Below are 25,254 nucleotides of genomic sequence, written 5' to 3' on the forward strand. Positions count from 1 at the left end.
TCGTGTCCGTGATCGCGCTGACCTCAGCGCACGCAAGCGGTGTGACGGTCTCTTCCCTGGCCCTGGCGCTGTCCGGTGCGCGCCCTTCCCTCCTGGCCGAGTGCGATGCCAAGGGTGGCAGCATCCGTACGGGATATCGGATGGGTGAGTGGGGCGGTGAGGTGGGCCTGTGGCATCTGGCCCAGGCCGACCGCGAGGGCGCCCTGGCTGAAGCCTTCGAAGCGCATCTGCGCCGCCTGGATGCTGCCGGTGCGCGGTTGTGGTTGCCGGGTCTGACCGATCCCATGCAGTCAGCGGCCATGGAGCAGACCTGGGAGCCGCTGGGGGTGCTGTTGCAGGCCATGGAACAGCACGCCGGCTACGACGTCGTCATCGATGCCGGCCGGATGGTGGTCGAGCCCGGCGGAGTGCACCCCTCGCTATGTCCGCGTCCGTTGCTGCACTGCGCCGACCTGGTGGTTCTCGTCGTCCGCAACACCCTCACTTCGATTGCACAGTGCCTGCCGGTGGCCCGGGTGCTTCGACAGGAGCTGGAGCAGCGCGGGTCCGGGGCAGATGCGCTGCGGCTGCTGCTGGTGCAGGAGGGCGACGTGCCCGATCACGAGATCACGCGGCGGCTCCAGATCCCGGTGATCGGCACGCTGCCGTGGGACGAGAAGACCGCGCGGATCCTGACCCACGGCACGACGCGGCAGGTCAAGCCCGCCTCTTTGGCGCTGCTGAAGCGTGCCCGGCAGGCCGCCCATGCCGCGCAGGTCGACGCCAGCACGCGGCGTCTGCGGATGCAGTTGCCGGCGCCGGCGGTGACGTCGCCGGTGGTGGCCGGAGTGGTGCAGCGACTGCTGGCCCCGCAGAAGGAAGCGAGGATCAGTGGCTGAGCACCCCAACGGCACCTCCCACCAAGGCGGCGGTAGCGGTGGGTCGGTGAACGGTACGCCGCTGTCCGGCATGCTCCGCGGCGCCTTGGCCCAGCAGCGCCAGGCCACGCCCGCGCACCCTACTCCCCCACCCTCGGCACCGGCCGCGCAGCCGGCCGTGATGCCCGATGCGGAGGGCCTGGCGCAGATGCCGGGCGCACTGCCGGTGTCCCGCGCGGTCATCCGCGCCTTGCAAGAGGCGGTATCCCAGGACCTGGTGACGCGGGAGGAGGAGACCAGCCGGCCGTTGTCGGACGAGGACCGGCTGGAGCTGGCGCGGTCGCTGGTGGCCAAGCGCGTCTCCGCATGGGCGGTTGAGCACGCGCGCCAGCATGCGCCGCTGGGTGCCTCGCAGCTGGAGGCGGTGCGGCAGGCCATCATCAACGCCCTCTTCCGTGCCGGCCCTCTCCAGCAGTACTTGGACGACGAGGGCGTGGAGAACGTCGTCGTGGATGGGCTGCGGGTGGAGGTGGAGTACTTCGACCGGCCAACAAGGCGGGTGGATCCGGTGGCCGATGACGACGAGGGACTGGTCGCGCTCATCAACCGCCTTGCCGCCCGCTCCGGCCACGGGGACCGGATCCTCAACCCTGCCAGCCCGATGGTCAACTTCCGGCTGCCGGACCGCTCCCGCGTTGCCGCCACGCTGCAGACCACACATCCGACGATGGTCATCCGCCGCCACCGGGTGATGAAGGCGTCGCTGGAGGACCTGGTGACCTGGGGCACGCTCAGCCCCGCCCTGTCCGCGTTCCTCCAGGGACTGGTGCTGGGGCGGCAGACGATCCTGGTCGCAGGCGACATGGGTGTGGGCAAGACGACCCTGTTGCGGGCGCTCGTGCGGCAGGTGCCGACCGGTGAGCGGGTCATCACGCTGGAGACCGACCGCGAGCTGTTCCTGGACGAGGACCCCGATATTGCTGCGCATGTGATGGCAATGGAGGAGCGGGCCTCCAACGGCGAGATCGGCAGGGACGGCCGGGAAATCGGCCGGATCACCATCGCCGACATGTATCCGCACACCCTGCGCATGAACAGCAACCGCGTCGTGGTCGGCGAGGTCCGCTCCACGGAAGTCGTACCGATGCTGGATGCGATGAGCTCCGGCGGCCGCGGGTCGATGTGCACGTTGCACGCAGCCTACCCGCGGCTGGTGCTACCGCGGTTGGTACAGCTGTGCCAGGGGGCTGGGATGAACGTTGACAGCGTCCACCAACTCGTCTCGAACGCCATCAACTTCGTGGTGTTCATCCGGCAGATCGACCAAACGCCGATCGGTGGCCGCCGTCACCGCTTCGTCTCCCACGTCTTGCAGGTCTCTCCCGGCGAGGGCGGGAGGCCCGCTTTCAGCGAGGTCTTCGCCCCCGACGGTAAGGGGGACCCGCGCGGGGTGCCGAAGCTACCGCCGTCCGGAGAATGCGCGCAGGAGATGGCCGATGCCGGCTTCGACCGACGGTGGCTGACCGAGCCGCAGTTCGGCCGCTGGCCCACGCCGATGGAGGTGATCAAGAGGTGAGTCTGGGACAGCTCGGGCTGCTCGGCGCGTTGTGCGGGCTGCTCATAGTCGCCGGGATCTGGCTTGCGATCCGAGCCTTCCGGCCGGTGCCAGCCGACCGGGCAGCCGCGCCGCCGAGGTGGACAGGGCTCTGGGCACGGATCTGTGAAGGACTGCCGGGGCCGTGGGCTGCGGCCTACCGGTGGATCGTGATAGCGGCCTGCATCGCCGCCATGGTGATGTGGGTCGTCACTGCCCGTCCCGTGCAGGGCCTGCTCGCGGCGGCCGTCGTGGCCGGAGTGCCGTGGATCTGGCACCCAGCCGGCACCTCCACCCGCCGCATCGTCCGCCTCGAAGCCCTCTCCGCGTGGCTGCAGCACCTGGCCGGCGCCCACATCGTCGGCCACACCCTGGAGGCCGCGATCAGCGGCGCCATGCGACAAGTCCCCGCCCCCATCGCCGAACCGGTACGCGTACTGGAGGCACGACTGCGGATGGGCGTCGACAAAGAGTCCGCCTACCGTGCCTTCGCCGACGAACTCGCCGACGGCGCCGTCGACAACGTGGTGCTGGTCTTCCTCACCCACATCCGCGACCGCGGCACCGGCATGGTCGAGACCCTCCAGACCCTGTCCGACCTGACCGCCGAGGAAGCGGCCGCGCTGCGCACAATGGACGCCGAACGGCAAAAGGTCCGCACGCAGACGCGATGGGTGGCGATCATCGTGCTCGCCATGGCCATTGGGATGGGCAGCAACTTCGGATCCGTGTGGGCGACCGTCGGCGGGCAGCTGTGGCTGCTGGCGATGGGCGCAGCATTCGTCGGGGCGCTGGTGTGGCTGCGGCGGCTCAGCGCCGTCAAACCCGGCCCCCGCCTCCTCCACACGACCGTAGAGGGTGTTGCGTGATGTCGATGGCGAGTGTCGTCTACGGCGCGATGATCGGGGTCGGCCTCTTCCTGCTCGTGCGGGAGCTGCTGCCGGCCCGGCCGGACCTCGGCAGTGTCCTGGACCGGCTGGAGACCACCACCCCCACTCCCCCGCCCGCCTCCCGGGCCGGGGTGTCGAAGAGTGCGGATCTGACGGAGCGGGTCGGTGCCCGTGTCCTGGCCTCGGCCGGGACACGGTTGGCCGTCCCCCGGCGGGACCTGGACCTGCTGGGCATCACCCCCGCCAAGCACGTAGGGGACAAAGTCGTGGGCGCGATCGGCGGGTTCGCGATGCCGCAGATGGCCCTGGCCCTGTGCGCGGCCGCTGGTATCCGTCTCCCCTTCGTCCTTCCGCTGTTCGTCTCGGTCGCTTTCGCGGCGCTGATGTGGGTGTCCGCCGACACCAACGTCCGGGGTAAGGCCACGAAGCTCAGGTTGGAGTACCGGTACGCGGTCGCCTCCCTGCTGGAGCGGGCCCGTTTGCAGCGCGGCGCCCACGCCGGCCCCGAGAAGGCCCTGTACGAGACCGCCACGGTCGGAGATGGGCGGGTCTACGTACGGATCCGGGCCGCGCTGGAGCGAGCCCGGCTGTCGGGGACGCCGCCATGGGATGCCCTCAAGGCGCTCGCCGAGCAGCTGGACGTGCCCGAACTTGCCGGCCCCGCCGATACCTTCGCGCACGCCGGGGATGAGGGTGCCAGCATCGTCGCCGCGCTGGAGAACCAGGCCAAGACGCTGCGGAAGCGGCTGCAGACGGACATGCAAAGCGAGGCCAACGGCGACACCGAGAAGGCCGTGGTGCCCGGGACGCTGCTGTTCGTCGTGCTGATCGCCACCCTGGGCTACCCGCTGTTCCAGACCGTCCTGGCCAACTAGACCAACGCCGGGCCCGCACGAGCGCCCGGCCGCGTGTGAAAGGGGAACCATATGTCCGTTCGTAGCCTTCCGAGGCGGGTCATCACCCGCCTCCAGGCCCGCTTCCTCCAGCTCCTCGACCGACGCGAGCGCGATGCGGGCCTGGAGACCCTGGAGAAGCTCATCATCGGCGCTGTGCTGATCACCGCCGCCACCGCCTTCGCGCTCGCCTTCAAGGGCAAGTTCGACAGCCTGCTGAGCAACTTCAAGAGCGCCTTCTGAGATGCCCGAGTCGGCCCGAGGACGGTTGCGGCGCATAGCCGCGAGCGTGAAGAGTGACGCGGGGATGGGGACGCTGGAGTTCACCATCCTCGCGCCGATCGTCATGCTCGTGCTGTGCACCGGCCTGCAGTTGGGCATGTGGTATCTGGCGCAGGAAGCCGCCGTGACCGCGGCCCGCAAGGCCGCCACCGCCGGCGCTGCCTACAAGGCCACCCCCGCCGACGGCACTGCCCGCGCCCGCGCCTGGCTCTCGCACGTCCACGTCCTGCAGGACGCTGGAGTGTCGACCAGCGGCACCACCGCGGACCGGGTGCGGGTGACGGTCACCGGCAGCAGCCTGTCCCTGGTACCCGGATGGCGGCCACAGGTGACCAAGAGCGCAGAAGTCCCCGTCGAGCGCTGGAGCGTGGGATGACAACGAAGACCCGTACCGCACAACGGCGGTGGTGGGTGTCGGGCTGGTGGCGACAGGACCACGGCACCTACACCCTGGAGACCGTCATCTGTGTCGCCGTGCTGATCCCGTTCCTGGGGCTGCTGGCTGCCTACGGTCTGGCCGGCATCTTCGACAACTCCGTGGAAGGCGCCGCCAACTCCGCAGCCCGCGCCGCCTCCCAGGCGGCGGATGCCGATGTCGCGCAGGCCCGCGGCCAAGCCGCCGCAGAAGCCTCGCTGCGGCAGGACGGCCGCAACTGCACCAGCCGCTCCATCCGCATCGACACCAGCGCCTTCGCCACCGCTCCGGGCCAGGCCGCGAGCGTGACCGCCACCGTCACCTGCACCATCCCTCTCTCCCAGCTGACCGTGCCGGGCCTGCCAGGATCCAAGACGCTCACCGCCTCGGCCATCAGCGTCGTTGACCAGTACGCCGACCGGAGGTAGCGCATGCGGCACCTCATCCCTGCGCCGCTCCGCCGTACGCTGCGCATCCGCCTCACCAGCGTCGGAGACGGTGAGCGTGGGTCGTCGACGTTGTTCTGGGTTGTGGCCGCCGGCGTCTTCCTTGCTCTGCTGGCCCTCGTCGTCGACGGCGGAGGCGAGCTGAAAGCCTCCGCGCACGCCGATGACGTCGCCAACGCCGCAGCCCGGGCCGGCGGGCAGCAGATCGACGCCGGCAAAGCCATCCCCGGCGGCACCGTCGTGGTGGACCCTGACGCCGCCACCTCCGCCGCCCGCAGCTTCCTGCGCCAAGCCGGCGTCGAGGGCACCGTCACGGTCGAGGACGGGGGACGGCATCTTGCGGTGACCGTCCACGACACCTATCACTGCCTTCTGCTGGCCAGTGTCGGGCGCCCCACCCTGCCCGTCACCGGACACGGCACCGCCCAGCTCGTCCACCAGGTCGGAGACTGAACATGCCCCACCCGTTGTCGCCGCGCCGGCCCTGGCCGCTGACCGCCACCCGCTTCACCGGGAGCCTGCTCGCCCTGCTCGCCCTCGTTGTGGGCATCCCGCTTGTCCTGGCGCAGGTGGGCACCCTGCCGGCCGGCATTCCTACGCTGGACGGCCTCGGGCAAGGACTTCTGGCGCCGGATGACGGCGGGCAGGTGCTCTTCACCATCCTCACGCTCATCTGCTGGGCGCTGTGGGCGTGGTTCGTCCTCTCCCTGCTGGTGGAGGCCGGAGCATTGTTGCGTCGGCGGCGGGCGCCGCGGATCCGGGGGCTGGCTGCCCCGCAGCGCCTGGCCGCGGTTCTGCTGGGCGGACTGCTGTTCCTGCCGCCGGCCACCGCGCTGGCCGCTCCCGCCACCGCCACGGCGGCGCCAGCCGCGACTGCCACTCACCTCCCCACCGCCGCGCACACGACCGCGGCGGTTCCGCAGCAGCAAGTCGCCTCGCAGCATGCCGGTCCCACCCACACGGTTGGGGCGACCGGCGAGACGGTGTGGGACCTGGCCGAGCACTACCTGGGCGACGGCCGCCGCCACAGCGAACTCCGCGCCCTGAACCCGCACTTGCCGGACACCGCAACCCTGCCAACGGGCACCGTCGTGCGCCTTCCTGCCGATGCCCGCACTGGCCTCGCCCCGCAGGACGCCGAGACCCGGATGGTCGACGCCGGCACCGGCAAGAAGCAGGCGCGGCACGAGACCTACACGGTCGCCTCCGGGGACTCGCTGTACGAGATCGCGGACAAGAAGCTCGGCGACGGCGACCGTTGGACCGACCTCTACAAGGCCAACCGCCAGGAGATCCGGGACCCGGACCTGATCTACCCCGGGCAGGAACTCGACCTCCCCACCCAGCACGCCGCTCCCACCCCTGCTCCGCCGAAGGACCGCACTGGTAGCGACCACCGAGGCGACGGCGAAGCGGGCGGCCACGGCGGTGGCGCCACGGCCACCCCTGCGCCCCCGCACCAGCAGGCTGGCGGTCAACACACCGGCAGCGGCACCCAGTCCGACGGCCACGCCTCCGGCACGGCCACGCCGGCACCGCGGCCGTCAACGCCCGCACCTACCACCGGTACACACAGCGACGCTGACGCGGGCCAGGCCCCCTCCCCTGCTGTCCCGACGCCCACCACGGCGCCGAAGCCGGAGGCCGAAGGCCGGGTCACCCCGGCGGCAGCCGCAATCGGCGGTGGCGTCCTGGCCGCAGCCCTCCTGTCCGCCGTGACCACCCGACGCATCCTCCAGCAGCGCCGCCGGCACCGCGGCCAGCGCATCGCACTGCCCAAGGACGACACAGCGGCCGTCGAACAGAGTCTGCGTACCGCAGAGGCGGCCCTGGACACCAGCATGCTCGACGGTGCCTTGCGTACCGCAGCGGTCCACCTGGCCGGCGCCGGGCGGGCCCTTCCCTCGCTGTCGGCGGCCGTGATCGGACCGCGCGAGATCGTGCTGCACCTGACTGAACCAGTCCCGCCGGTTCCGCCGTTCACGGCGTCTCCTGACGCTCTTGAGCGGTGGACCTGCCCGACCCATGGAGGTGAGCTCCTGCCCCAGGCGCAGACCGACGACGTTGATGCGCCCTACCCGGCGCTGGCGTCCCTCGGCTGGGACGAGAGGGGCCAGCTGATCCTCATCGACTTGGAGAACGTCGGTCACCTGCATCTGACCGGGCCCGACCGGCACAGGGTGCTGCGCACGCTGGCACTGGAGCTGGCCGCCAGCGAGTTCGCCGACCACCTCACCGTCTGCCCCGTCGCCGATGCCGCTCCCGGCCTGGTCAAGGAGATGCCGGAGCGAGTCATCGAACGCGCCGACCTCAGGGAGGCGTTGGAGGCACTGCGGGCTCACCATGTTGAGCAGCAGCGCGCCCTCACCGTGCTCGAGACCGGCAGTCTCCGCCGGGCGCGGACCGGGGCGGACACCGCTGCCGCCTGGACCCCTCACTGCGTCCTCGCCGGCGACCTCGACACCGAGGAAGCGGAGGCTGCCAAGGCCCTGGAGGGGCTGCAGGAGGTCATCGCGCAGCCACCACGGTCGGCGACCGTAGTCGTCATCACCGGCCCCAAGGCGTCGGACAGCGCGCACGTGCTGCATGCCGACACCGCTGCCGGGCCAATCGCATGGACGCTGCCGGGCACCGAGGTTGAGGTGTGGTGCAGCCTCCAGGCGCTGACCGATGAGCACTATGACCAGGCCCTGGAGGTGTTGGCCACCACTCGTGCCGATGACGTCCCCGCGCCGCGGCCCGTCGTCACCGCCCCCAAGGCCGTTCCGGACGCACCGCAGGAACCGTTGCCCGAACCGCCGTCGACCGAAGGGGAGGCCGTTGTCGCCACGGGCCGGAACGTCTTCACGAAATGGGTGGAGCCAAGCTCTGCGTCGACGAGCCTGATGGCGCAGTTCGCTACGTACGACGACACCCCGGACACCAAGGACAGGCAGGGCCAGGAGGCCCCGTCAGGTGAAGCCGGCAAGGCTGATGCGACGGTGGAAGGCACGAGTGAGGATGCCTCCGAGCCTGACCACTCCCCCAGCGTCAGCCAGGTCTCCATGGCCAAGGCCCCGGAGGCACACGACAGCCCCGAGCCGACCGGAGTCGAGACCGCCGGTGATGGGCCGGTGGTGCGGATGCTCGGGCCCGTGGACGTTGTGGGCGCCCGCGGCACGATCGAATCCAAGCGCGAGCGGACCTGCGTCGAACTGGCCACCTACCTGGTGCTGCACCCCGGCCGCGACCACCACTCTCTGGACGAGGCGATGTGGCCCGGGCGCACCATCGACCGCAAGTACCGCAACGCCACCGTCAGCCGGCTCAGGTCCTGGCTCGGCACCGACGACCACGGCGAGCCCTACCTTCCCGCCGTCGCCAACACCACCGACGTCCGCTACGCCCTCGCCGGCACCGTCGACTCCGACTGGCACTACTTCCAGCGCCTTACCGTGGCCGCAGCCACCGCCTCCGGCCCCAAGGCCGCCGTGCACCTGCGTGCGGCCCTCGATCTGGTGCGCGGGCGGCCGTTCGCCGGCGTCAACCCCCGCCGGTACGCGTGGGCGGAACATCAGACGCAGGACATGATCAGCGCGATCGTGGACGCCGCCGCCGACCTGGCCGAGCATCACCTGACTGAACGTGATCCGCGTGGCGCGCTGTGGGCGGCGACCAAGGGGCTCGACGCAGCCCCCGAGATGGAGAGTCTCTACCGGATCCTGTTCCGCGCGTATGCGGCCATCGGGGACTACGAGGCTCTCGAGCGCGCCGCGGAACGACTGGACGATCTGAACATGCAGCTCGGGGTCGACATGGAGGACGCCACAGCGACCATCCTGACGCAGATCAAGCGGTCGGCGTGACGGCGATTCCTGCGTGCGAGCCCGCGTTGGGTGAAGGCACGACTCAGCGGACCTGGCTCGCGGGCGTAAAGCGGTGCGCGCCGCGGCGGCAGAGGGTACGAGGGCGTCGTCCAGTTGATGCTTGTGGACCACGAGCCCTGGTCGTCCACGAGGCAGGGTCAAGTGGGCTCGGATGCAGTGAAGGCCCGGTGGATGCCGGGCCTTCACGGGAGAGTAGCGGGGACAGGATTTGAACCTGCGACCTCTGGGTTATGAGCCCAGCGAGCTACCGAGCTGCTCCACCCCGCGTCGGTACGGTGAACTGTACGGGATCGATCCGGCGAAGCCGAATCGGGTTTCGCCTGGCAGCAACCCTGCGAAACCGACGGCCGGCCATGACGAACCGTCGTTGCGATTGCTCGTGAGTGACCTGAACAGCCATGGCTCGCAGAGTACGAAGTCCGGCGTTCTCCCAGGAACCAGTGCTCACGCAAGCACAGGTTTTATCGCTCGGGGGTCGGAGCGTAGGCAGTGTCAGGAGGAGCAGTGATGCCTCTCCTCGTGATGGCGTTGCTGGGGTGTCTCGTCGGCGTCTTCGTCCGGCCGGTGGTCGCAATCCTCGCCGTCCCGGTTGGAAACCCGCCCTCTGCGACCTGTTCCAGGTGCGCTCTGCCGCCCCAGTCCGGACAGTGGTTCGGCGCAGTGGAGCTGCTGCCTCCCACCGGGCGGTGTCCCAGGTGCTGGACTCCCCTGACGCCGGCCTGGTTGCCGGAGGCCGCAGCAGGAGCCGCGTTCGCCGCCGTGGCCATGGGCGGTGCCGTCGGCTGGTACGCCGTGGCGCAGTCCTGGGTGGCCGCGCTCGGCACGGCACTGCTGCTGATCGACAGTGCCGTGCAGCGACTTCCTGATGCCCTGACCATGCCCACTACTGTCGGCACGCTCGTACTGCTCGTGGCCGCGGCAACCCACCACGAAAGTGGCAGCCTCGTGCGTGCTGTGAGCGTCGCGGCCGCGGCCGGCGTGCTGTTCACCCTGTTCGCGCTGGGCGGCATGGGGCTCGGCGACGCAAAAGTGGCCGTGTCCATCGGCGCCCTGCTGGGGTGGCGTAGCTGGCAGGCTGCGTGGCTGGGGCTCGTGGTGAGTTTCCTGCTGGCAGCGGCTGTGGCAACTGTGCTGCTCGTCACCCGGCGCGGGCACCGAAAGAGCACACTGGCCTTCGGCCCGTTCCTCATCATCGGCGCACTGGCAGCCGCCGTTCTCACCACGAACACCTGACCGGATAGGCAAGTGGGTGGATATCCAGTTGCTTACCCAGCAAGGGTAACCGCAGGTCGATCGAGGGGTATCCGCGCCAGCCCTGGACGGGGTAGTCGGCTGGCCGCTGTTCGATTTAGGGGCCTGGCGGGGTACTTGCTCGTCTGCGTTCACCAGGCGCCGGATCATGCGGCCGAGGCGTCCGGTGGGCTCGGTCAGCTGAATGTGGATGCAACAGCCCGCGCAGTGCGCTCCATCGGCCGGCGGCGTCCCCTCATCCCGCGGGTCGTATCAGCTCTTCTTCCAACGGAAGAAGAGCTGCTCGCCCGGTCCCGCTCCCAGGCTGATCGGCCTGCCAGTCAGAAGGAAGCCGACATCGGTGCTCTCACCCGGTTCCAATACAGTGAACCCCTGGCGCGCATAGAAGGAGCCGAGGGCGCGTTCAACCTCGAACTCCCCGAACAGCAACATGAAGTCGAGCTGCCAGTACAACTGAGCACAACGCTTCAGGAGAGCCGCGCCCATGCCCCGGCCGCGCGCCGCTTCGGCCACCGCAAGCCCTTTGATCTTGGCGTACTTCAGCATCGCCAGAAGCGCATGCTGCTCGTAGCCGGCCTGCTGCACGGTCTGCACCACTGTGCCCGGCGGAAGCGCAAGCAAAGCCCCCACGAGTTCGCCATCCCTGTCCTGGGCAACCAACGGCAGCGACAGCGACAAGGCACCCTCCTGCAATTTCCCGCCATAAGCGGCACGCACGAGTTGTTCGGTCATGGCCCGGTCATGCCCGGCAAGCCCATCCAGAAGCCACGTCCCGCACTTCCCCGCAGCCACGCCGTCTATGTGGGCCTGCTCGATCTCGTCCGTCGCCAACTTCAGCAGCTCACCGACACGAGGGCCTTCCTCCGGACGCGCAAGGCGTATGCGGGCTCCATCCGGACCGGCCACACCATCGACCAGCCTCTGCCTCGTCAGCCGTACACCGGACTGGGGACGCTTCTTCTTCGCCATCCCGAGGAACTACCCCCTCCCACCACACGGACACTCCGTGGCTTTAATCACGAGTCGTGACGCAGCCTGGTTGGCTGACCTGACGCGTCGGCCGGGCGTCGCGACGGCCGCCCCACGGGCGCCGTTCGGGCCTCCGCTGCCTTCCGCGTCACGCTCCATCCGCAGCATCTGGTTGTCATGGTGAAGCGAGGCGATGACCGTGGCGGCGACTGTCAGCCGTTTGTTCAGCTCGGTGATCTCCCGCTTGGCCGCGGCGAGTTTTCAGCGAAGGTCGTCAATGTCGGCGTCCCGGCGAGCCTTGCCGGGTGTGAGGCTTCCGCGGGTGTCGACGTGGGCATCCCGGTCCGCGAGCACCGGCACGCGTGGGCCGCTGATCGGTGGCCCTCACTCGCCTGACGGGCTGGCTGCAGCGGAAGCCGAATTGGAACCTCGCGGCCCGGAACCGGGGCGTGCGTGAAGGAGTCTCGACAGATATGCGATTATCACTCAAGTCATGGGTGTCTCAAGCGAGTTGCCGACACAATGACCGTATGCGTAGTCGTATCGTGGGCCTGCTGGCAGTGCTCGTCGAGTTGGCTTGCCTCCTCGCCGGTCCGTCCACGGCTGCTGCGGGCGCTCCGTCGCTTGCGGTCCGAGCCGCATCTGGCTCGTCGGCTCGGGCCCCCTACGGCGATCCGATGTTCTCGTACGTCTACGAGGGGCGGGTCTTCGACGGCTACGACTCCAAAGACCGCGCGGCCGTGAACTACGCCGTCGCCTGGCTCCGGGTCACGGACTACACGGCCGCCGAGCTGAGGATCTTCGACAAGGAGCTCTACTCCCGCTTCGACCGGCACCGCGGCGAGTGGAACGACGCGATCTACCGCAAGGTCCGTACCGCGGCCGAGATCGAACAGCAGGATCCCGGACTCTTCGCCCAACTCAAGAAACTCGGCTTGCAGCCCGGCGACGTGACCTTGCAGGTGGTTGCCAGGAGCGCCCGATACCGCGGCGAAGCCGTCGGCCATTCCGAGGAGCTCATCCTCAGGCGCCTGGGGGAGATCGAGTACACCTTCAAGCGGCTCAAGGAGGGCGCCTCTCGCGACCAGATCGACTCGGAGCTGCAGACCAGGAACGGGGTGGACATCACACCCGAGCGGCTCATTGGCGGAGCCTCCGAGCGGGAGCCCTGCGACTACCCTGGTGGGCCGCGCTGCGCCCGATACTCCAAGGGCATGAGGTTCCTGGTGCCCTACGGGACCAAGGAGGAGCAGGGGAGGGCGACCGGCCGTGTTCAGGACCTGATTCAGAAGCAGAACGAATGGCGGGACCAGAACGGGGACGGGCTGTTTGACCCGCCACCGCGGAGGTCCTCTGGCCGCAAGGCGGCTCCGCGGGGAAGCGGCGGCTCGAGGTCGCCGCGGCAGCTGATGGCCGGCGCCACGATCGGCGCCCCAGGCGGTATCGACTTCTCAACCGTCGAGTTGCGGCACCTGTCGGCCTACCCGGGCGATCGGCTCGGATTCAGCTACGAGTTCACCGCGCAGGCGAGTAGTGCGGAGCACGCCGATGCCGGTTCGCAGAGCCTGCGCGGGGCTTCCGACTCGTTCTACGTATGGCTGGCCCTCCCGCCGTCGACGTTCTGGGTGAACCTCAATCCCAACGAGCCGGACAGGGTCATCGACAAGCGGCTCGCCGGCACCGATGTCGGAAGGATCCTGCTTGAGGCCGACGACCGGCTGAAGAAGGTCGATGCGACTCTGTTCGGCCAGGACAACGAGGTCGCGAAGCGGTTCCGCCAGCGCATCCAACGCTACGGTGGCGCCGGCTGCTTCGAGCAACGTCTGTGGATCACCCCCGGGCCGGCCGACGTCTACAGCGAGGGGGACGACTTCTACATCCTCAACGCCCCGTTGGAGGTGAAGGCGGAGCCTTTCGACGTCGGGAAAACCGGGAACCGTAGCCACGCGGGGTGCAGTCAGCCCGCAGACGTCTCGGCCGGTATCGATGCCGCCTACAACGACATCGTCCTGCCTGAGGTCGTTCGCGAGGTCAACGAAAGCCCCGAGTTCGCCGCCCTGCGGCGGGTCTATCTCACCCGGGTCGCCGCCGAGTGGGTCCGTCAGCGGACAGCTCTTCACGAGACGGGCTTCGAATACGTCATCGACAGCGGCGATGTGTCGAAGTGGCCAGCCCGGCAGGGGCGGTCTCCGCAGACGATCTACGAAGGCTTTGTGCGGAACTACGACCAGCAGATGTCCTGCATTCAGCGCCCGTCCTGCACACCCGAGGAGTTCTACCGGATCAAGACCGGTGGGGTCGACTTCGGCAAGGTCGTCGAGCGCAACGTGAGCAAGCAGGACTTCGAGGCCAGATGGCGAAGCCTGTCGGCTGGCCGGACACACGTGAAGGGCGCGAGCGTGTCCCAGTCGAAGTCCGGCACCGAGGTCGCGCCCGTCAAGCCGAAGGCCGCGACGTCGTCGCGTCCGTGGGGGCTGCTTTCGGACCTCGCCGGGTCCAACCGGAACCTGGGGATCGAACTGATCGTCGCCGGCATGCTGGCCCTGCTGGTCGGCTGGCGGATTCTCGACCGCCGGCGCCCGACCAAGCACGGCCCGCCGGGCAACGACAGTTCAGGGAAGTCCTGACCGGCTGGCCTGGAGGAGTCCACCCATGACAACGCCATCGAGTCCCGCCTCACCGCCCCGGACTCGTACGCCCATCCTGCGCGACCGGCGCAACTGGATCGCCTTCGTCGTCGGCCTAGCGGTCGTCGTGACCGGAGCCGTCCTGGTGTGGCCGCGGGACGGCGGCGGCCACCTCCCGGAGGCGCCGAAGGACTTGTGCGCGTTCATCGGCAGGGACTCGATCGCAAAGTACGTCCCCAGCCCCAAACTGAGCCATCACAGGCTGGATCCCGGCTACACGTTCTGTTCCGCCGACTCACCGGCCAGTTTCTACCTCGGGATTACCCTCACCCGGTGGAGCAAGCCGCCCGTCAAGGACTTCGCCAAGACGTGCCGGAGGGCGAACTCCCTGGCCATCGACATCGACGGCCGCGCCCTGAAACGCTCCGAAACCGCCGAGTTCGGTGACCGGATGTGCGGCGCCATCATGCACAGCGAATACCAGCACAAGGTCTTCGTGCACACCGTTCAGGGCGGTGAACTGATCGACATCGAGTACAGCATTCCGCCGGAACGACAGCAGGACACCTTGCAGAACGCTGTGGAACTGACCCGGCTGGTGCTCGCAAAACTGCGAATGACAGGAGAGATCCACACATGACAGAGCCGGCAGAGGTCACCGCACCGACCAAGGCACCGCTTCGACGGGACCGGCGCACCTGGATCGCCATCGCGACCGGGGTGGCCGTGATCGCCGCTGGCGCCGTTCTCGTGTGGCCGAAGGGCCACAGACCGGAGGTGCCCGACGACCTCTGCGCCGTAATCGGCGCCAAGACGCTGACCGACTACGCCCCGAACAACAAGTTCGAATCCGACAAGATCGCCCCCGACATCGCCAATTGCGATGGGCATTCTTCCCCGGGCGGCTACAGGCTCACCATCGAACTCGACCGGGACGGCGGCCACAACGGCATGTACGCCAACCTCTGCCAGAAGATGAAGTCACACGAGGAGCGCCCCGAGAATCTGATCAAGCCATCTGAAACCGCCGAGTTCGGCGACAAACTATGCGGATGGATCGCCACCGAGCCCAGTAAGTCCAGCATCATCCCCCTCACGAACGACAGCGACCTCTACGTCGTTCATGGCGACGCCATGGTCACCATCAGGTACTCCGGCGGGACCGGGAGCAGGGACTACCAACTGCAGCGGACGCTCAACCTGACCCGGTCCGTCCTCACAGCGCTCAAGTAGTTGTGCGGGGCGTTCCGGACGGGCTGACTCAGGCAGCACCGGGTGCTCGCGGACGACGCGTACCGAGGCCCTCAGGGCGCAGGTCTGCCACTGGGCCGAGCCGAAGGACGCCCGGGCAGCCAGCGCTGTTTCTGCTGTCGACCACCCACGGCAGCAATGGTGCGGGCCTGGCGGCCATGGTCGCCACCGTCACCGAGATCGCCACCACCGACGCCCTCGCCCGCGCGCACGCCGCCGACGCCGCCGTCCGCCGCACCATCGACGCGCTACTCGCCAAGACGGGGCTGACCAACTCCATCGGTCTGACCGGCTACGACCGCTTCCTGGGCCTCGAAACCGCCGGGAACGGACAGGTCACTGGGCCGCAGCTCAAGGCGCTGTTCCTTGCCGAGCCATCCGCGCCGGCGCCCTGGTGCGCGGGATCTTCTACAGCGTGTACGCGACATCGACCGCATCCTCTCCGCCTTCTCCCTCCGATTGCCCCGCCCTCCACCCACCGCCACAGGGCACCGCAGAAGGTGAAGGCCCTGTCACACTCCACCGAGCTGCCGGCCCCTCGGCGGAGGAGGAACGGGGCTGACCGACCCCGACTCCACACAGGATGTGTCGGCCGCAGCGCACCAGCGGCTCGGCGAGCGGGCGGTGGCAGACTCCGCACCGGGACCAGGCCGGGAGTTGCTGACAGTGGCCCCGGCGGGCGCGATCCCGCCGACGGGCGCCGGGCCGAAACGGCCGGATGGCGGACCGGTGAAAGCCAGGCGAGATCGGTGAACAGGTGACCAGCAAGCCCCGACGAACGGCCCCGGTCGACGGACGTGGAACATCAGCCGGCCACAACGGGAGCGGCGCGGCACGGACGTGGGGCACGGACGGCCCAGGCGCGGAGCGGCGGCGACACGGCAGGGGCGCGGCCGTGGCGGGGCGCGAACGCTGCTGCCGCGCAGGGGGTACGCGCAAGCGGGAGAGTTAGTGGCTGATGTGTTGCATGGTGCTCAATAGGCGCCTGCAATTGGCGACGGCCTCATAGACGCCTCCGAGCGGTTGGTAGCGGTAGGTGCGATGGCGGGTCGACCAGAGGCCCTTCCACGCGGCATAAGGGCGCATGGCGTCCTCCCAGGTGCACTTCTGCAGCCAGGCTTGCACCTGGCGGTGATCTTTTTTGTAGTGTCGCCAGAGTTCTCTCTCCAGTACGCCGCGGTCGAAGGCGGCGTTATACGAGAGGCAACGGCGGCCGGCCATGAACCCGGTGAGTTCCGGCAGGAGCATGCTGAAGGCCGGCGAGGTGGTGGTACGAGCGGCCGAGATGCCGTGCAGCGCGACTGCTGCGGCTTCTACTTCGGCGTGGGGGTGGACAAGCTCGTCGACGAGAGCTGTGCCATGCCGGTCGGTCAGGCCAATCTGGAGGGCCCAGGCGTTGTGGACGCCTGTGGTTTGGATGTCGATGATGAGGAGCCGCGGATCGTTGAGACAAGCGCGTGCCCAGTGCCGTGCGCGGTGGCGGTCCTGAGGCCACGTCGGTGGACGCCGAAGAGCACGTACGGCGTCCTCGAGACGAACATGGTCCTCGTGCACCGTCTGTACGTGCCAGGTGCCACACGTATCGCCCTGTGCGTGGACGGTGCCCAGATAGCCAGTGTTCTCGTAGGCAACCCAGGTCGGACGTTCGGTGTCGCTGGGGCGCACGAGTTGCACTGGTGTGCCGTCGACTACGCGATCAAGGCAATGACCCCAGTCCCATACGTCGAACTCCACGGTGGCCACACCGCCCTTCACTACCCGCATTGCGGTGCGGTGCCGCACGCGAAGCGGGCTCAGCCACCGAGGCTAGCCCCGTGAGCAGGTCCGGGTCACCTGGGACCAACGATGGTCTGCTGTATCGCTCCCCATAATGGGAAGATGACGACCTCGCTGATCCGCCGCGTCGCAGATCGCTACGGCCTTGGGGTGTATCAGCCTCAATCAGACGCTCGCGATTCACGGTATCGCTCACCGGGCGTCTTCTTCTTCGTGCAGCATGCGTCGGTAGTTGGGGTGGTCTTTGTCCATTTGGATCGCCAGGTGGATGGGGAGCGGATAGTCGGTGCGGTGGTCGTAGGAGAGGGCGTTGTCGCACAGGCGCGCTGCCGCGAGCGCGTAGCGGTACGGGTTGTCTCCGGTGGTGTGGTAGGGGATGTGGAACTCGGTGAGCGTGTGGGCGTACCAGTCTTCGGCCTGTTCCTCGGGGTCGTCGCTGGCCCAACGGCCGTAGTGTTCACCGGCTCGTGCGTAGCGGGTGCCGCCGTTGAACTGCTGGGGCACGTGGGCCAGGTACCAGGTGGTGCGGGCCGTGGGGTGGGCGAAGAGTCCGTTGGTGCGTTTGCCCGGTTCGAGGCCTTCGAGGCCGGTCTCGGAGTCGGTGCGCAGATGTTGGAGCCGGGCGGGGCGGGGGAGTTTCCCACTGAAGGCGCTGTCGTCGGTGACGCGCACGATGGCACGGGGTCGTTGGTGCTCGGCCAGGGACAGGCTCGGGAGGGCGAGGCGTCCTTCGAGGCTTTTGATGGTGCCGTCGGGCGCGATCGGTTGGTCGAGGTGGGTGTTGGCGAGGTGTGGCCACAGGCTGCGGCAGCTGTTGCCGTTGACGTACAGCACGTAGCCGGTGGCGGTGCCTTTGTGGTGGCCGAGATTGAGCAGTGCCTGGTCGATGTCGTGGGTGAGGTGTTGGTCTTGTCGGCGCCCAGGAGGTAGTTGGCCGGAGCGGAATTCGAGGTTGGCTTCGGTATACGGGGTCCAGGTGCCCGGCGTGTGGGCGAAGCCGGGGTTGTGGGCGAGTACGCGCCAGTGGTCGCCGTCGGGGATGAGCGCACTCATGAGCCAGACGAGACGTGGGGGTTCGCCCGCTCTCCAGTTGCTGCGCTGCTGGCGCAGATGGAGGCCGACGTGGACAAGGGGTTCCTTGAGACCGTCGGCGGTGTAGGTGAGGTTGCGGGTGAGTCGGGAGGGGACGAGCCCGGCGGCACGCATCAGGTCGGCGACGGCGTAGTGGCCGGGGTGGTCGCCGGAGAGTTCTTGGCCCAGGCGTTCGAGCTCGGTGGGGTTTTCAATCTTGGCAGCCTTGCTGCGGCTGGGTGGGAAGGGGCGGTCTCGGAATTTGAGGAACTGGGCGAGGACTCCGGATCGGGCCAGGTAGCGGTTGGCGTAGGGCTTCGCGTCGGCTAGGTATGGGTCCTTCTCTGTGGAGTCGTTAGGGCGCGAGGCGCGGCGGCGGCGGGACCAGTCCGAGGCGTCGAATTCGGTTTCGGCCAGGGCGAGGACACGGGTTCCGGGTGGGGCGGTTCGGTGTGGAATCGCGCGGGCGGCGGCCAGGCGCCCTGTGTGGTCACTTCGGTGTTCAAGCAGTTGTGGCGCGTGGCTGAAGCTGATCTCGGTGTGGTCGTTGAGCCGAATGAGTGTGTCGTCTCGCTTTGCGTCGGCGGCTTCAGCGAGTTCGGGGCGGTTGAAGTGGTAGCAGAGGAGCTTTTGTAGGCGGGGGCGCGTGGTGGGGTTGTGGTAGAGGGCGAGGATGCGAAGACGGTTGCAGGCGGCCGCGCGGAGGATCTGGTCCAGGTCCGGGGCGTCGAGGAGGTGCGTGTCGCGTCCGAGATGTGTCGTGCGTCGAGAGCGGGAGAGGCGTTCGGTGCACTGGTGTAGGCGCAGGGGCTCGGAGTTGAAGGCTGTGCGGGCATGGTCGCTGACGACGGCCATGGTGTGCATGCCCGGGCCGCGACCGATGGGGAAGCGGGTGGAATACGGCAGCACGGCGCGGAAGTCGCCCGGGGTGCCGCTCAAGTCACGTACGACGCTGGGCAGCAGGGGCCGGGTGCCGCGCAGGCGGGCATAGGCCTCGAGGGCAAGGCGGCTGGCGTGGGCGAAGTGAGTGTGCTCGCCTCGACCGCCGAGGGCGAGCGTCATCAGCGGGGCGTCAGCCTGGGCCGCGTAATACACGGTGCGGGCGGAGGCGAGGCGGTCGCTGTAGCGCAGAGTGCGTGGCTGGATCAGCACGTAGGGCTGCGGTGTGCCGGGCAGCGAGCCGAGGAGCACTTCCAGGTGCAGTCCGGCGTACTTGGTGTGCTCCTCGTCGTGCAGGCGCGCTGGATTGCTTGTATTGCTCTTGTCCTTGCGTTTCTCTCGGGCCTCCTTGATCTGTGTCCAGGTGGCGGGCCAGAGGTGTTTGGGCTCCCAGGCGTGGACGTCTCCGGTGTCGTCGGCACGCAGCTCGACCTGGCGGCCATCGATGCTCAGTGTGTTGCGGACGAGTAGCTGTGCGGGGTTCCAGGTGGCAGCGGGGTAGAGCCATCCGGGCGCGGTGAAGGTGTGCGTCCCGGTGTTGATGTGGTCGGCGAGGCGAATGTGCTCGGGTTCGATGGCGGCGATCTGATCGGCGAGGCGGCTGTCGTAGCCAAGGCTGATCTTGTCTTCGGGGACTTGGAGGGCGACCTGTTCCCATAGGCAGACGGCGTCACGGAGGTCGTCGGGGTGCAGGGGGGCCGCGGTGATGAGTCCGGTGGGGGGCTTGTCGTGTGACGGCCGGTCCATTTCGGCGCTGGTTTTGCCCAGTACGCGCAGGACGGTCAGCAGTGCGGTGTAGGGGAGGTTGCCGTCGCTGCCGGTGATGCCTCGGTACTCGGTAGTGGCGGCCGTCCATGCGGCTGCCGCGGGGGTCAGGTCGTACAGGTAGCCGTCACCGAGCAGTTCCTGGTCAGCGCGGTGGGCGAGCAGGTCGAGATAGGGGCCTTGGGAGGGGTGGCTCATCAGGGTTCCTAGAGGGCCGCGAGGGTGGTCAGGGGTGGTGGGTTGCCGCTGGCGAAGTCGATCCAGGCGTTGAAGGTGGAGCCGTAGGTGTGGCGTAGCTGTTGTTGTTCGTCAGGCGCGAGTTCGGCGTAGTAGGTGCGCAGCAGGGAGGGGTAGTCGCTGCCGAAGCGGGCGTCGTGGAAGGCGTTGTCGACGAGGTAGATCTCGACATCGGTGTCGCCGCGGCGAGCGCGTCCGGAGAGCTGGATGAGGTCGACGAGGATGCCGGCGAGGATCTCGGTCTTCAGGAAGCGGGGGTAGCGGCTGAAGTGGGGGTCGGCGGCGACGATGGCTTCGACGCGTTGTTCGGCTGTGTAGCGCTGCGTGGCGAGCATCGCGGCGGGGTCCAGGCTGGGCCTTCCTCGGGAGATGCCAGCGGCGTTGACCGAGGCGTACATCGTGGCCGGGTCGTGGATCTGCATGACGGGACGGGTGCCGACCCAAATCGAGTACAGGGCGGAGCGTTCGGTACCGGGGACGAGGATGTTCAAGCCGCGGCAGACCGGCCCGATGGGCGCGACGATGACCTTGACTTCGGGATGCCGGGCGGGGAGTTCTTCGAGTTCGTCGACGGTGACCTGCACGACGCCGGAGGGCATGGCGACGGCGGGCGCCTTGCCGCTGGCGGGCAGGACCACGGCAACCCAGTGGGGCTGGGGAGCTGCGGCGGCAAGGCCGGAGGCGAGAAGGAAGGCGTGGTAAGTGGAATTGACGACGGTCAACACGCGTTGGCGGTCGGGGTCGAGACTGGCGACCTCACGCAGGTGAGGTTCGAGGCGTTTTTTCCACAGGCGGCCGCCGAAGGCGGGCAGGTCCCGCACCTTGGCGCTCTCTTCCAGTCCGGCCAGGCGGAAGAAGTCGTTGGTGTCGTCGTCGCGGGAGACGTGGCCGGCTTTGGCTCGCACGGCGTTGGGCCTCACGTCGCTGTAGAGGTAGGCCGGCAAGGAGTGCAGGTGAGTCTTGGCGGCCCGGGGGAAGTAGGCGGTGGCGGAGAAGGCGAGGATGCGGCGGCGCTTGCCGCAGGTGCCCAGGGCGATGGTGTTGCCGAGCTGAGTCATCGTGGTGTGCGGGTCGCCGGTGAAGCTCCGCACGAGCAGCCGGCCTGTGGCGATGGGACGCGGGTTCTGGGTGATGGCGAAGCCGTACAGGGAGTCGCCGAGTGCGCCATGCGGGATAGGCGAATGCTGGGCGAAGGTGCCCAATAGGTCAGCGATCGGGCGGGCTTCGGGCAAGAAGGCGTCTGCGGCGGCGGCGACGTTGCGCAGCTTGGTGAGGGCGTCGGTCAGACAGCCGAGCCAGGAGCGCACCAGCAGCGCATTGACCAACTGGAGGAGCGCGACGCCGTGGTGCCCGTTCTTCTGTAGCAGGGTGGTGAGTTCATTCTTGATGGCGGGCAATCGGTTGCGCCCCTGGTCAGCGCTGACTGCCTCCTCCAGGAGTGGGCGGATGGCGCGGGCTTGAGGCAGTTCGGTACGCACTTGTCCGCGCCGTGGGCGGCGCTCTGCCTGACGATTCTGACCCTGGAACGGGGTGGGGAACAGGTCCGCCAAGCCCGCCAGGTCCGCATAGGGGATCTTGTCGTTTTCCTTCTTGTGCAGCAGAGCTGCGACGATACGGCGTTCCCATGCGCCGGGCAGGTGCAAATTGGAGGAAGGTCGGTCATGGTCGGCATCGTCTGGCTCGAGCCACAGTTCGCCCTCCAGGGCGTAGTCGAGGAACGATTCAGCGAAGTGCCTGGCCAGGCGCAGGGGATCGGCGATGCGGCGTGTTACTGACGGGGGCACAGGGCGCCGGCGGTGCGCCCGGTCGAGCTTGACCAGCGGGCTGTCGGTGGTGCCGGGGCCATGAGCGGCGAGTTCAAGCTGCTTGGTGTCGGCGTCGCACAACGTCGCCTGCAGACCGTCGACTTCGTCGATCAGGATGAGGGGGCATCGTCCCAACAGGAGTTTGAGCAGGCTCTCGCGGCTGGTGGGCAGCCCGTCGAGCAGCAGGGGCAGCCGGGCGCTGCCCAGCAGCAGATTGTGGTGGTTGGTGACGATGATGTCAGCGTGGGCGGCGTCACGGAGCAGTGCGAAGCGTGGACAGTGGTCGATACGCGGGCAGGCCCTGGGCCCGGTCTCCGTCAACTCGCCGTCGTCTGTTTCGCCCTCTTGGACGCGGCGCAGACGCAGGCAGGGTTCCTCGCCCGGTGCGGGGGCGGGGCCATGAGTGATCCACGCCTTCACGTCACAGGGGTGGGCAAGCTGATCAAAGCGGTCCCACCGGTCGCGGGCGACGGCGCGCCCCGCCTGCTCGGCCATCCGGTTCGGTGTGATCAGCGGGGTGATGTGAAGGTCGCAGGCGCGCCGGGCGGGGAGCCCAGCGGCGTCAAGGAGATCGTCGTCGAGGTCGTGCTGAGCGATCGCGCGGAGCTTGTCGGTGGTCTTAAAGGCGTCGCTCAGCTGGGGGACAACCACCAGTACCGGACCCAGTCGCTGACGGGCAGCCAGGATGGCGATCTCGAGCATGGCGACGGACTTGCCGACGCCGGTGGGCGCGTTGACGATCTGCAGGCGCCCAGCCGGCAGCTCCAGGCGGTCGATGGCGTTACCGTGGTGGTCGCGTAGGCGATCGAAGAACTGCCCGAGCAGCTGCGGCTTCCACGCTACCTTCGCATCCCTGTGCTCATGCGCGCGGACCTGCGCGAGGACGGCCTCGACATCCACATGGGCGTCGCCGCAGCGGGGTGCGGTGTTCCATGCCAAGGGCTTGAGGTTCATGTCGCCGGTGGTGGAGGCGTGGGGTGGCACGCGCACGGTCGTGATCTCGCGGGTGCCGAACTGCCACAGCCCCTCGCCCGCCTTCACCGGCAGGTCCTTGCGGGCGGCGATCAATCGGGCGGCCTGATGCAGGTGCCGGTCGGCCAGGATGAGCGGGTCCTCGGCGTGGAGGGCCACGAGGTACCGACGGCGCTGGGGCCCCTCGTGGTCGGGTCTGTCGTACAGGCCGCGGTTGCAGGCCGCGTAGTACTGAGCGGCGTTGGCGAAGTCGGCCTCCCGGGCCAGATCATCACCGCGCACCTGCCAGAAGCGGCCGAGGCGTTCGTGTTCGTCGGCGCTCAGATGCTCCCACCCGGCCATGAGATCGCCCAGGCGTCCGGTGGCCAGTACCCCGGCCTGGTCGAGCGGCACGCACCGACGGCCATGCGGGTCGGTGTAGCCGAAGTAGTGCTCGGTCAGCGCGAGGGCTGCCGCGATCACCTCCTCCTGCTCGTCCCGTTCGTCCGGGTCCACACGCCGGCTGCTCACACTCGGCCCCGGGCTGTGTCGGCGACGTGATCGAGGAACCGGCTGACCGTGAAGGCCCGATAGTGGGAGTCGGGCAGACGGGCGTTAAGCATGTGCAGTTGGGATTCCTGCTGGTCGGGGACGACCACGCTGATCGCCTTGTCGGGTAGTGGTTTGCTGATGAGGGCGCGGGCCAGGGCGGCGGCGTCCATCCAGTCCTTGACGTCGACGCGGAACACCCGCTGACCATCTGGGGTCGGCACGGTCAGCCGCATGTCGTAGGCGTCGGGGTAGGGGTCGGCTGGCCACATCTCGCAGCGGGCTTCGGGTACCTCTTTGTGTGCGCGGTCTCGAAGTTCCTTCTCGACCAGGCCCGCGACGGTGGTGAAGTGCCACGCGCCTTCCTGGAAGGCGAGGTGATCGCTGCTGGCCGGCTGCCCCACCACCGGCTGCGTCGGCCATTCTTGTTTTGAGGAGGGCCTGCCGGTGAGGCGCAATCGGGGCGGTGCGACGCCTTGGGTGCGGGAGAGATCGAGGGTGTAGCGCACGCCACGCCAGGCGTGCGCGGTGCATCGCACCCGTGCGCGGTGCTCCTCCGCCTCCACCAACATCGGCCACTGGCACAGCGGGCAGGCGAACCACCAGCCGGCCACCTGGGCCCAGGACCACTCGGAGATCGGCTCGAAGAAGTCGACCTTCCCCCACAGATCACCCCAGGCCCGCCGCAGGGCCCGCGCTTCCCCAGCTGGATGGGTGATGCACAGCATGCGGGCGCGCCCGTACAGCTCGGGAGGTAGCTGTCGCAGCGCCTCGTGCAGGCGGCCCTGCTGCTGCTCAGCCCGCATCCGTGCCCACGGCCAGGGCACCTCGAGCACCCGCAGCGGCACCAGGTGTTCGCGGCACAGTCGGTGCACCTTCTCGTTCAACTGGCCTCGTTCATCGAGCAGGTGGAGCTCGGAGACTTCCACGGGCAGCTCACTGCGGGCAGGCAACAGGCTGCCAAGCGGTCCGCGCAGCCCACGCCGAAAGATGGCCATGTCCAAGCCCTGGGCGCTGCGCGCCGGGTGTGCGGCACGCAGCAGGCCCAGGCAGTCCATGGCCATCTGGGCTACCCGCTGCGGTGGCAGTGTGGTGTCGGCGAAGGCGGCTGCGGCCAGGCAGCACGCGGTGATCGCCTCGTCCAGACGCGCAATGGTGGGGCTGTCAGCCGACGACATGCGCGTACCGTACAAACAGGAAAACGCCCGAATTCCCATAAACTGATGTCTTGTACTGGTTTTACCCCGTATGGAGGCTACGCGTGGATGAGCCCCCGACCGGCCTCTCCCCCGCCACCACCACCGATACGCACTGGCTTTGGGCCTTCGCACCCAAAGCCGATGAACCGCCAACCTGGGGCAAGTGGCTGTGGTTTCTGCCGATGGCCACCCTGGATACCGGATGGCGCTTGATCCACGACGCCGTCCGCGCCAGCCAGCTCGGCCCCGTCGCCAAGGCCGGCACCCTGATCAACGCCGCCCGCGGCGACGACACCCGCCGCGTCATCTGCATCTACACCGCCGACCTGCACGAACGCACGGCCACCAAAGCCGAAGCCGAACGCGTCCTGCTCGCCCTACGCCACCTCGGTGTGCCGCACCGGCTCGCCTACAAGACCAACGACACCACCCACGCCGGCATCTACGGAGACGGCGCTGCCACCTTCGTCTCCCCCACCGGCACCACCAAGATGATCGACCGGGCCGCGCCACGGTCCGCGGCCCGCCGCAGAGCGGCACGGCGCCGCCAATAACCACCACGCCCAACCCGGCGCGCAGTCTCAGCCCGCCCGACGCCCATGGAGCGCCCCGCCACGACCC

The 25,254-nt window shown here is 68.7% G+C and carries 19 protein-coding genes and 1 tRNA gene; 14 read left to right on the forward strand and 6 right to left on the reverse strand.

The features are described 5' to 3' along the window. The first annotated feature begins 8 nt into the window (after window positions 1–8). From ACO0M4_RS29040 to ACO0M4_RS29080, 9 genes are read left to right on the forward strand one after another with little or no spacing between them, the layout of a single operon-like run. Window positions 9–878 carry a hypothetical protein gene (locus ACO0M4_RS29040; protein ID WP_430374055.1) on the forward strand — a complete coding sequence of 290 codons (870 nt, stop codon included), beginning with the start codon at window positions 9–11 and terminating at the stop codon, window positions 876–878. Beyond that, complete coding sequence (locus ACO0M4_RS29045; protein WP_430374056.1) at window positions 871–2,433, forward strand: CpaF family protein; 1,563 nt, start codon at window positions 871–873, stop codon at window positions 2,431–2,433. The genes ACO0M4_RS29040 and ACO0M4_RS29045 overlap by 8 nt, the downstream gene beginning before the upstream one ends. Further along, window positions 2,430–3,320 (forward strand): type II secretion system F family protein, encoded by an 891-nt coding sequence (locus ACO0M4_RS29050; RefSeq protein WP_430374057.1) that lies wholly within the window; start codon window positions 2,430–2,432, stop codon window positions 3,318–3,320. Before ACO0M4_RS29045 ends, ACO0M4_RS29050 begins: the two co-directional genes overlap by 4 nt. After that, window positions 3,320–4,216 (forward strand): hypothetical protein, encoded by an 897-nt coding sequence (locus ACO0M4_RS29055; protein ID WP_430374058.1) that lies wholly within the window; start codon window positions 3,320–3,322, stop codon window positions 4,214–4,216. Before ACO0M4_RS29050 ends, ACO0M4_RS29055 begins: the two co-directional genes overlap by 1 nt. Before the next feature lie 51 nt (window positions 4,217–4,267). Beyond that, on the forward strand, window positions 4,268–4,477 hold the full coding sequence (locus ACO0M4_RS29060; RefSeq protein WP_430374059.1) for a hypothetical protein: 210 nt from the start codon (window positions 4,268–4,270) through the stop codon (window positions 4,475–4,477). 46 nt (window positions 4,478–4,523) lie between these two features. Further along, on the forward strand, window positions 4,524–4,892 hold the full coding sequence (locus ACO0M4_RS29065; RefSeq protein ID WP_430374060.1) for a TadE family protein: 369 nt from the start codon (window positions 4,524–4,526) through the stop codon (window positions 4,890–4,892). Then, the gene (locus ACO0M4_RS29070) at window positions 4,889–5,359 is read left to right on the forward strand and encodes a hypothetical protein (RefSeq protein WP_430374061.1); all 471 of its coding nucleotides are present in this window, start codon (window positions 4,889–4,891) and stop codon (window positions 5,357–5,359) included. Before ACO0M4_RS29065 ends, ACO0M4_RS29070 begins: the two co-directional genes overlap by 4 nt. A gap of 3 nt (window positions 5,360–5,362) precedes the next feature. Then, window positions 5,363–5,830, forward strand: a complete 468-nt coding sequence (locus ACO0M4_RS29075) for a hypothetical protein (protein ID WP_430374062.1) — start codon at window positions 5,363–5,365, stop codon at window positions 5,828–5,830. 2 nt (window positions 5,831–5,832) lie between these two features. Further along, a complete protein-coding gene (locus tag ACO0M4_RS29080; RefSeq protein WP_430374063.1) occupies window positions 5,833–9,222 on the forward strand; it encodes a LysM peptidoglycan-binding domain-containing protein in 3,390 nt (1,129 codons plus the stop codon). Window positions 9,223–9,436: 214 nt separating this feature from the next. On the opposite strand, the gene ACO0M4_RS29085 is transcribed toward ACO0M4_RS29080, so the two are convergent. Further along, window positions 9,437–9,510 (reverse strand) — tRNA-Met (locus ACO0M4_RS29085). Between the two features lie 456 nt (window positions 9,511–9,966). On the opposite strand from ACO0M4_RS29085, the gene ACO0M4_RS29090 reads away from it, so the two are divergent. Then, entirely contained in the window at window positions 9,967–10,476 is a 510-nt protein-coding gene (locus ACO0M4_RS29090) for a prepilin peptidase (RefSeq protein ID WP_430374064.1), read from the forward strand. A 270-nt stretch (window positions 10,477–10,746) separates the two neighbouring features. On the opposite strand, the gene ACO0M4_RS29095 is transcribed toward ACO0M4_RS29090, so the two are convergent. Continuing rightward, window positions 10,747–11,463: a GNAT family N-acetyltransferase gene (locus ACO0M4_RS29095; protein ID WP_430374065.1), complete on the reverse strand. Its 717-nt coding sequence runs from the start codon at window positions 11,461–11,463 to the stop codon at window positions 10,747–10,749. Between the two features lie 545 nt (window positions 11,464–12,008). On the opposite strand from ACO0M4_RS29095, the gene ACO0M4_RS29100 reads away from it, so the two are divergent. From ACO0M4_RS29100 to ACO0M4_RS29110, 3 genes are read left to right on the forward strand one after another with little or no spacing between them, the layout of a single operon-like run. Then, the gene (locus ACO0M4_RS29100) at window positions 12,009–14,090 is read left to right on the forward strand and encodes a hypothetical protein (RefSeq protein WP_430374066.1); all 2,082 of its coding nucleotides are present in this window, start codon (window positions 12,009–12,011) and stop codon (window positions 14,088–14,090) included. Window positions 14,091–14,115: 25 nt separating this feature from the next. Continuing rightward, complete coding sequence (locus tag ACO0M4_RS29105; RefSeq protein ID WP_430374067.1) at window positions 14,116–14,730, forward strand: hypothetical protein; 615 nt, start codon at window positions 14,116–14,118, stop codon at window positions 14,728–14,730. Further along, the gene (locus ACO0M4_RS29110) at window positions 14,727–15,323 is read left to right on the forward strand and encodes a hypothetical protein (protein WP_430374068.1); all 597 of its coding nucleotides are present in this window, start codon (window positions 14,727–14,729) and stop codon (window positions 15,321–15,323) included. The genes ACO0M4_RS29105 and ACO0M4_RS29110 overlap by 4 nt, the downstream gene beginning before the upstream one ends. Window positions 15,324–16,289: 966 nt before the next feature. Here the strand turns inward: ACO0M4_RS29110 and ACO0M4_RS29115 are convergent. The 4 genes from ACO0M4_RS29115 to ACO0M4_RS29130 all read right to left on the reverse strand — a co-directional run bounded on the left by ACO0M4_RS29115 (window position 16,290) and on the right by ACO0M4_RS29130 (window position 24,612). Then, window positions 16,290–17,084: a 3'-5' exonuclease gene (locus ACO0M4_RS29115; RefSeq protein ID WP_430374069.1), complete on the reverse strand. Its 795-nt coding sequence runs from the start codon at window positions 17,082–17,084 to the stop codon at window positions 16,290–16,292. A 225-nt stretch (window positions 17,085–17,309) separates the two neighbouring features. Then, window positions 17,310–20,090, reverse strand: coding sequence for an RNaseH domain-containing protein (locus ACO0M4_RS29120; protein ID WP_430374070.1), 2,781 nt, complete (start codon window positions 20,088–20,090; stop codon window positions 17,310–17,312). An 8-nt stretch (window positions 20,091–20,098) separates the two neighbouring features. Next, window positions 20,099–23,416 (reverse strand): hypothetical protein, encoded by a 3,318-nt coding sequence (locus ACO0M4_RS29125; RefSeq protein WP_430374071.1) that lies wholly within the window; start codon window positions 23,414–23,416, stop codon window positions 20,099–20,101. Further along, window positions 23,413–24,612 (reverse strand): hypothetical protein, encoded by a 1,200-nt coding sequence (locus ACO0M4_RS29130; protein WP_430374072.1) that lies wholly within the window; start codon window positions 24,610–24,612, stop codon window positions 23,413–23,415. The genes ACO0M4_RS29125 and ACO0M4_RS29130 overlap by 4 nt, the downstream gene beginning before the upstream one ends. 83 nt (window positions 24,613–24,695) lie before the next feature. Here ACO0M4_RS29130 and ACO0M4_RS29135 point away from each other — a divergent pair, with 83 nt between their 5' ends. Further along, complete coding sequence (locus ACO0M4_RS29135; protein ID WP_430374073.1) at window positions 24,696–25,187, forward strand: putative phosphothreonine lyase domain-containg protein; 492 nt, start codon at window positions 24,696–24,698, stop codon at window positions 25,185–25,187. Window positions 25,188–25,254 lie beyond the last annotated feature (67 nt).

The sequence above is a fragment of the Streptomyces sp. RGM 3693 genome (assembly GCF_050471125.1).
In the GTDB taxonomy this organism is placed as follows: domain Bacteria; phylum Actinomycetota; class Actinomycetes; order Streptomycetales; family Streptomycetaceae; genus Streptomyces.

Bases quoted from the DNA above. Each gene is read 5' to 3' on its own strand.
- ACO0M4_RS29130 (WP_430374072.1), bottom strand. From the start codon at position 24,612: ATGTCGTCGGCTGACAGCCCCACCATTGCGCGTCTGGACGAGGCGATC.
- ACO0M4_RS29110 (WP_430374068.1), top strand. From the start codon at position 14,727: ATGACAGAGCCGGCAGAGGTCACCGCACCGACCAAGGCACCGCTTCGA.
- ACO0M4_RS29055 (WP_430374058.1), top strand. From the start codon at position 3,320: ATGTCGATGGCGAGTGTCGTCTACGGCGCGATGATCGGGGTCGGCCTC.
- ACO0M4_RS29105 (WP_430374067.1), top strand. From the start codon at position 14,116: ATGACAACGCCATCGAGTCCCGCCTCACCGCCCCGGACTCGTACGCCC.
- ACO0M4_RS29060 (WP_430374059.1), top strand. From the start codon at position 4,268: ATGTCCGTTCGTAGCCTTCCGAGGCGGGTCATCACCCGCCTCCAGGCC.
- ACO0M4_RS29070 (WP_430374061.1), top strand. From the start codon at position 4,889: ATGACAACGAAGACCCGTACCGCACAACGGCGGTGGTGGGTGTCGGGC.
- ACO0M4_RS29120 (WP_430374070.1), bottom strand. From the start codon at position 20,090: ATGAGCCACCCCTCCCAAGGCCCCTATCTCGACCTGCTCGCCCACCGC.
- ACO0M4_RS29095 (WP_430374065.1), bottom strand. From the start codon at position 11,463: ATGGCGAAGAAGAAGCGTCCCCAGTCCGGTGTACGGCTGACGAGGCAG.
- ACO0M4_RS29075 (WP_430374062.1), top strand. From the start codon at position 5,363: ATGCGGCACCTCATCCCTGCGCCGCTCCGCCGTACGCTGCGCATCCGC.
- ACO0M4_RS29080 (WP_430374063.1), top strand. From the start codon at position 5,833: ATGCCCCACCCGTTGTCGCCGCGCCGGCCCTGGCCGCTGACCGCCACC.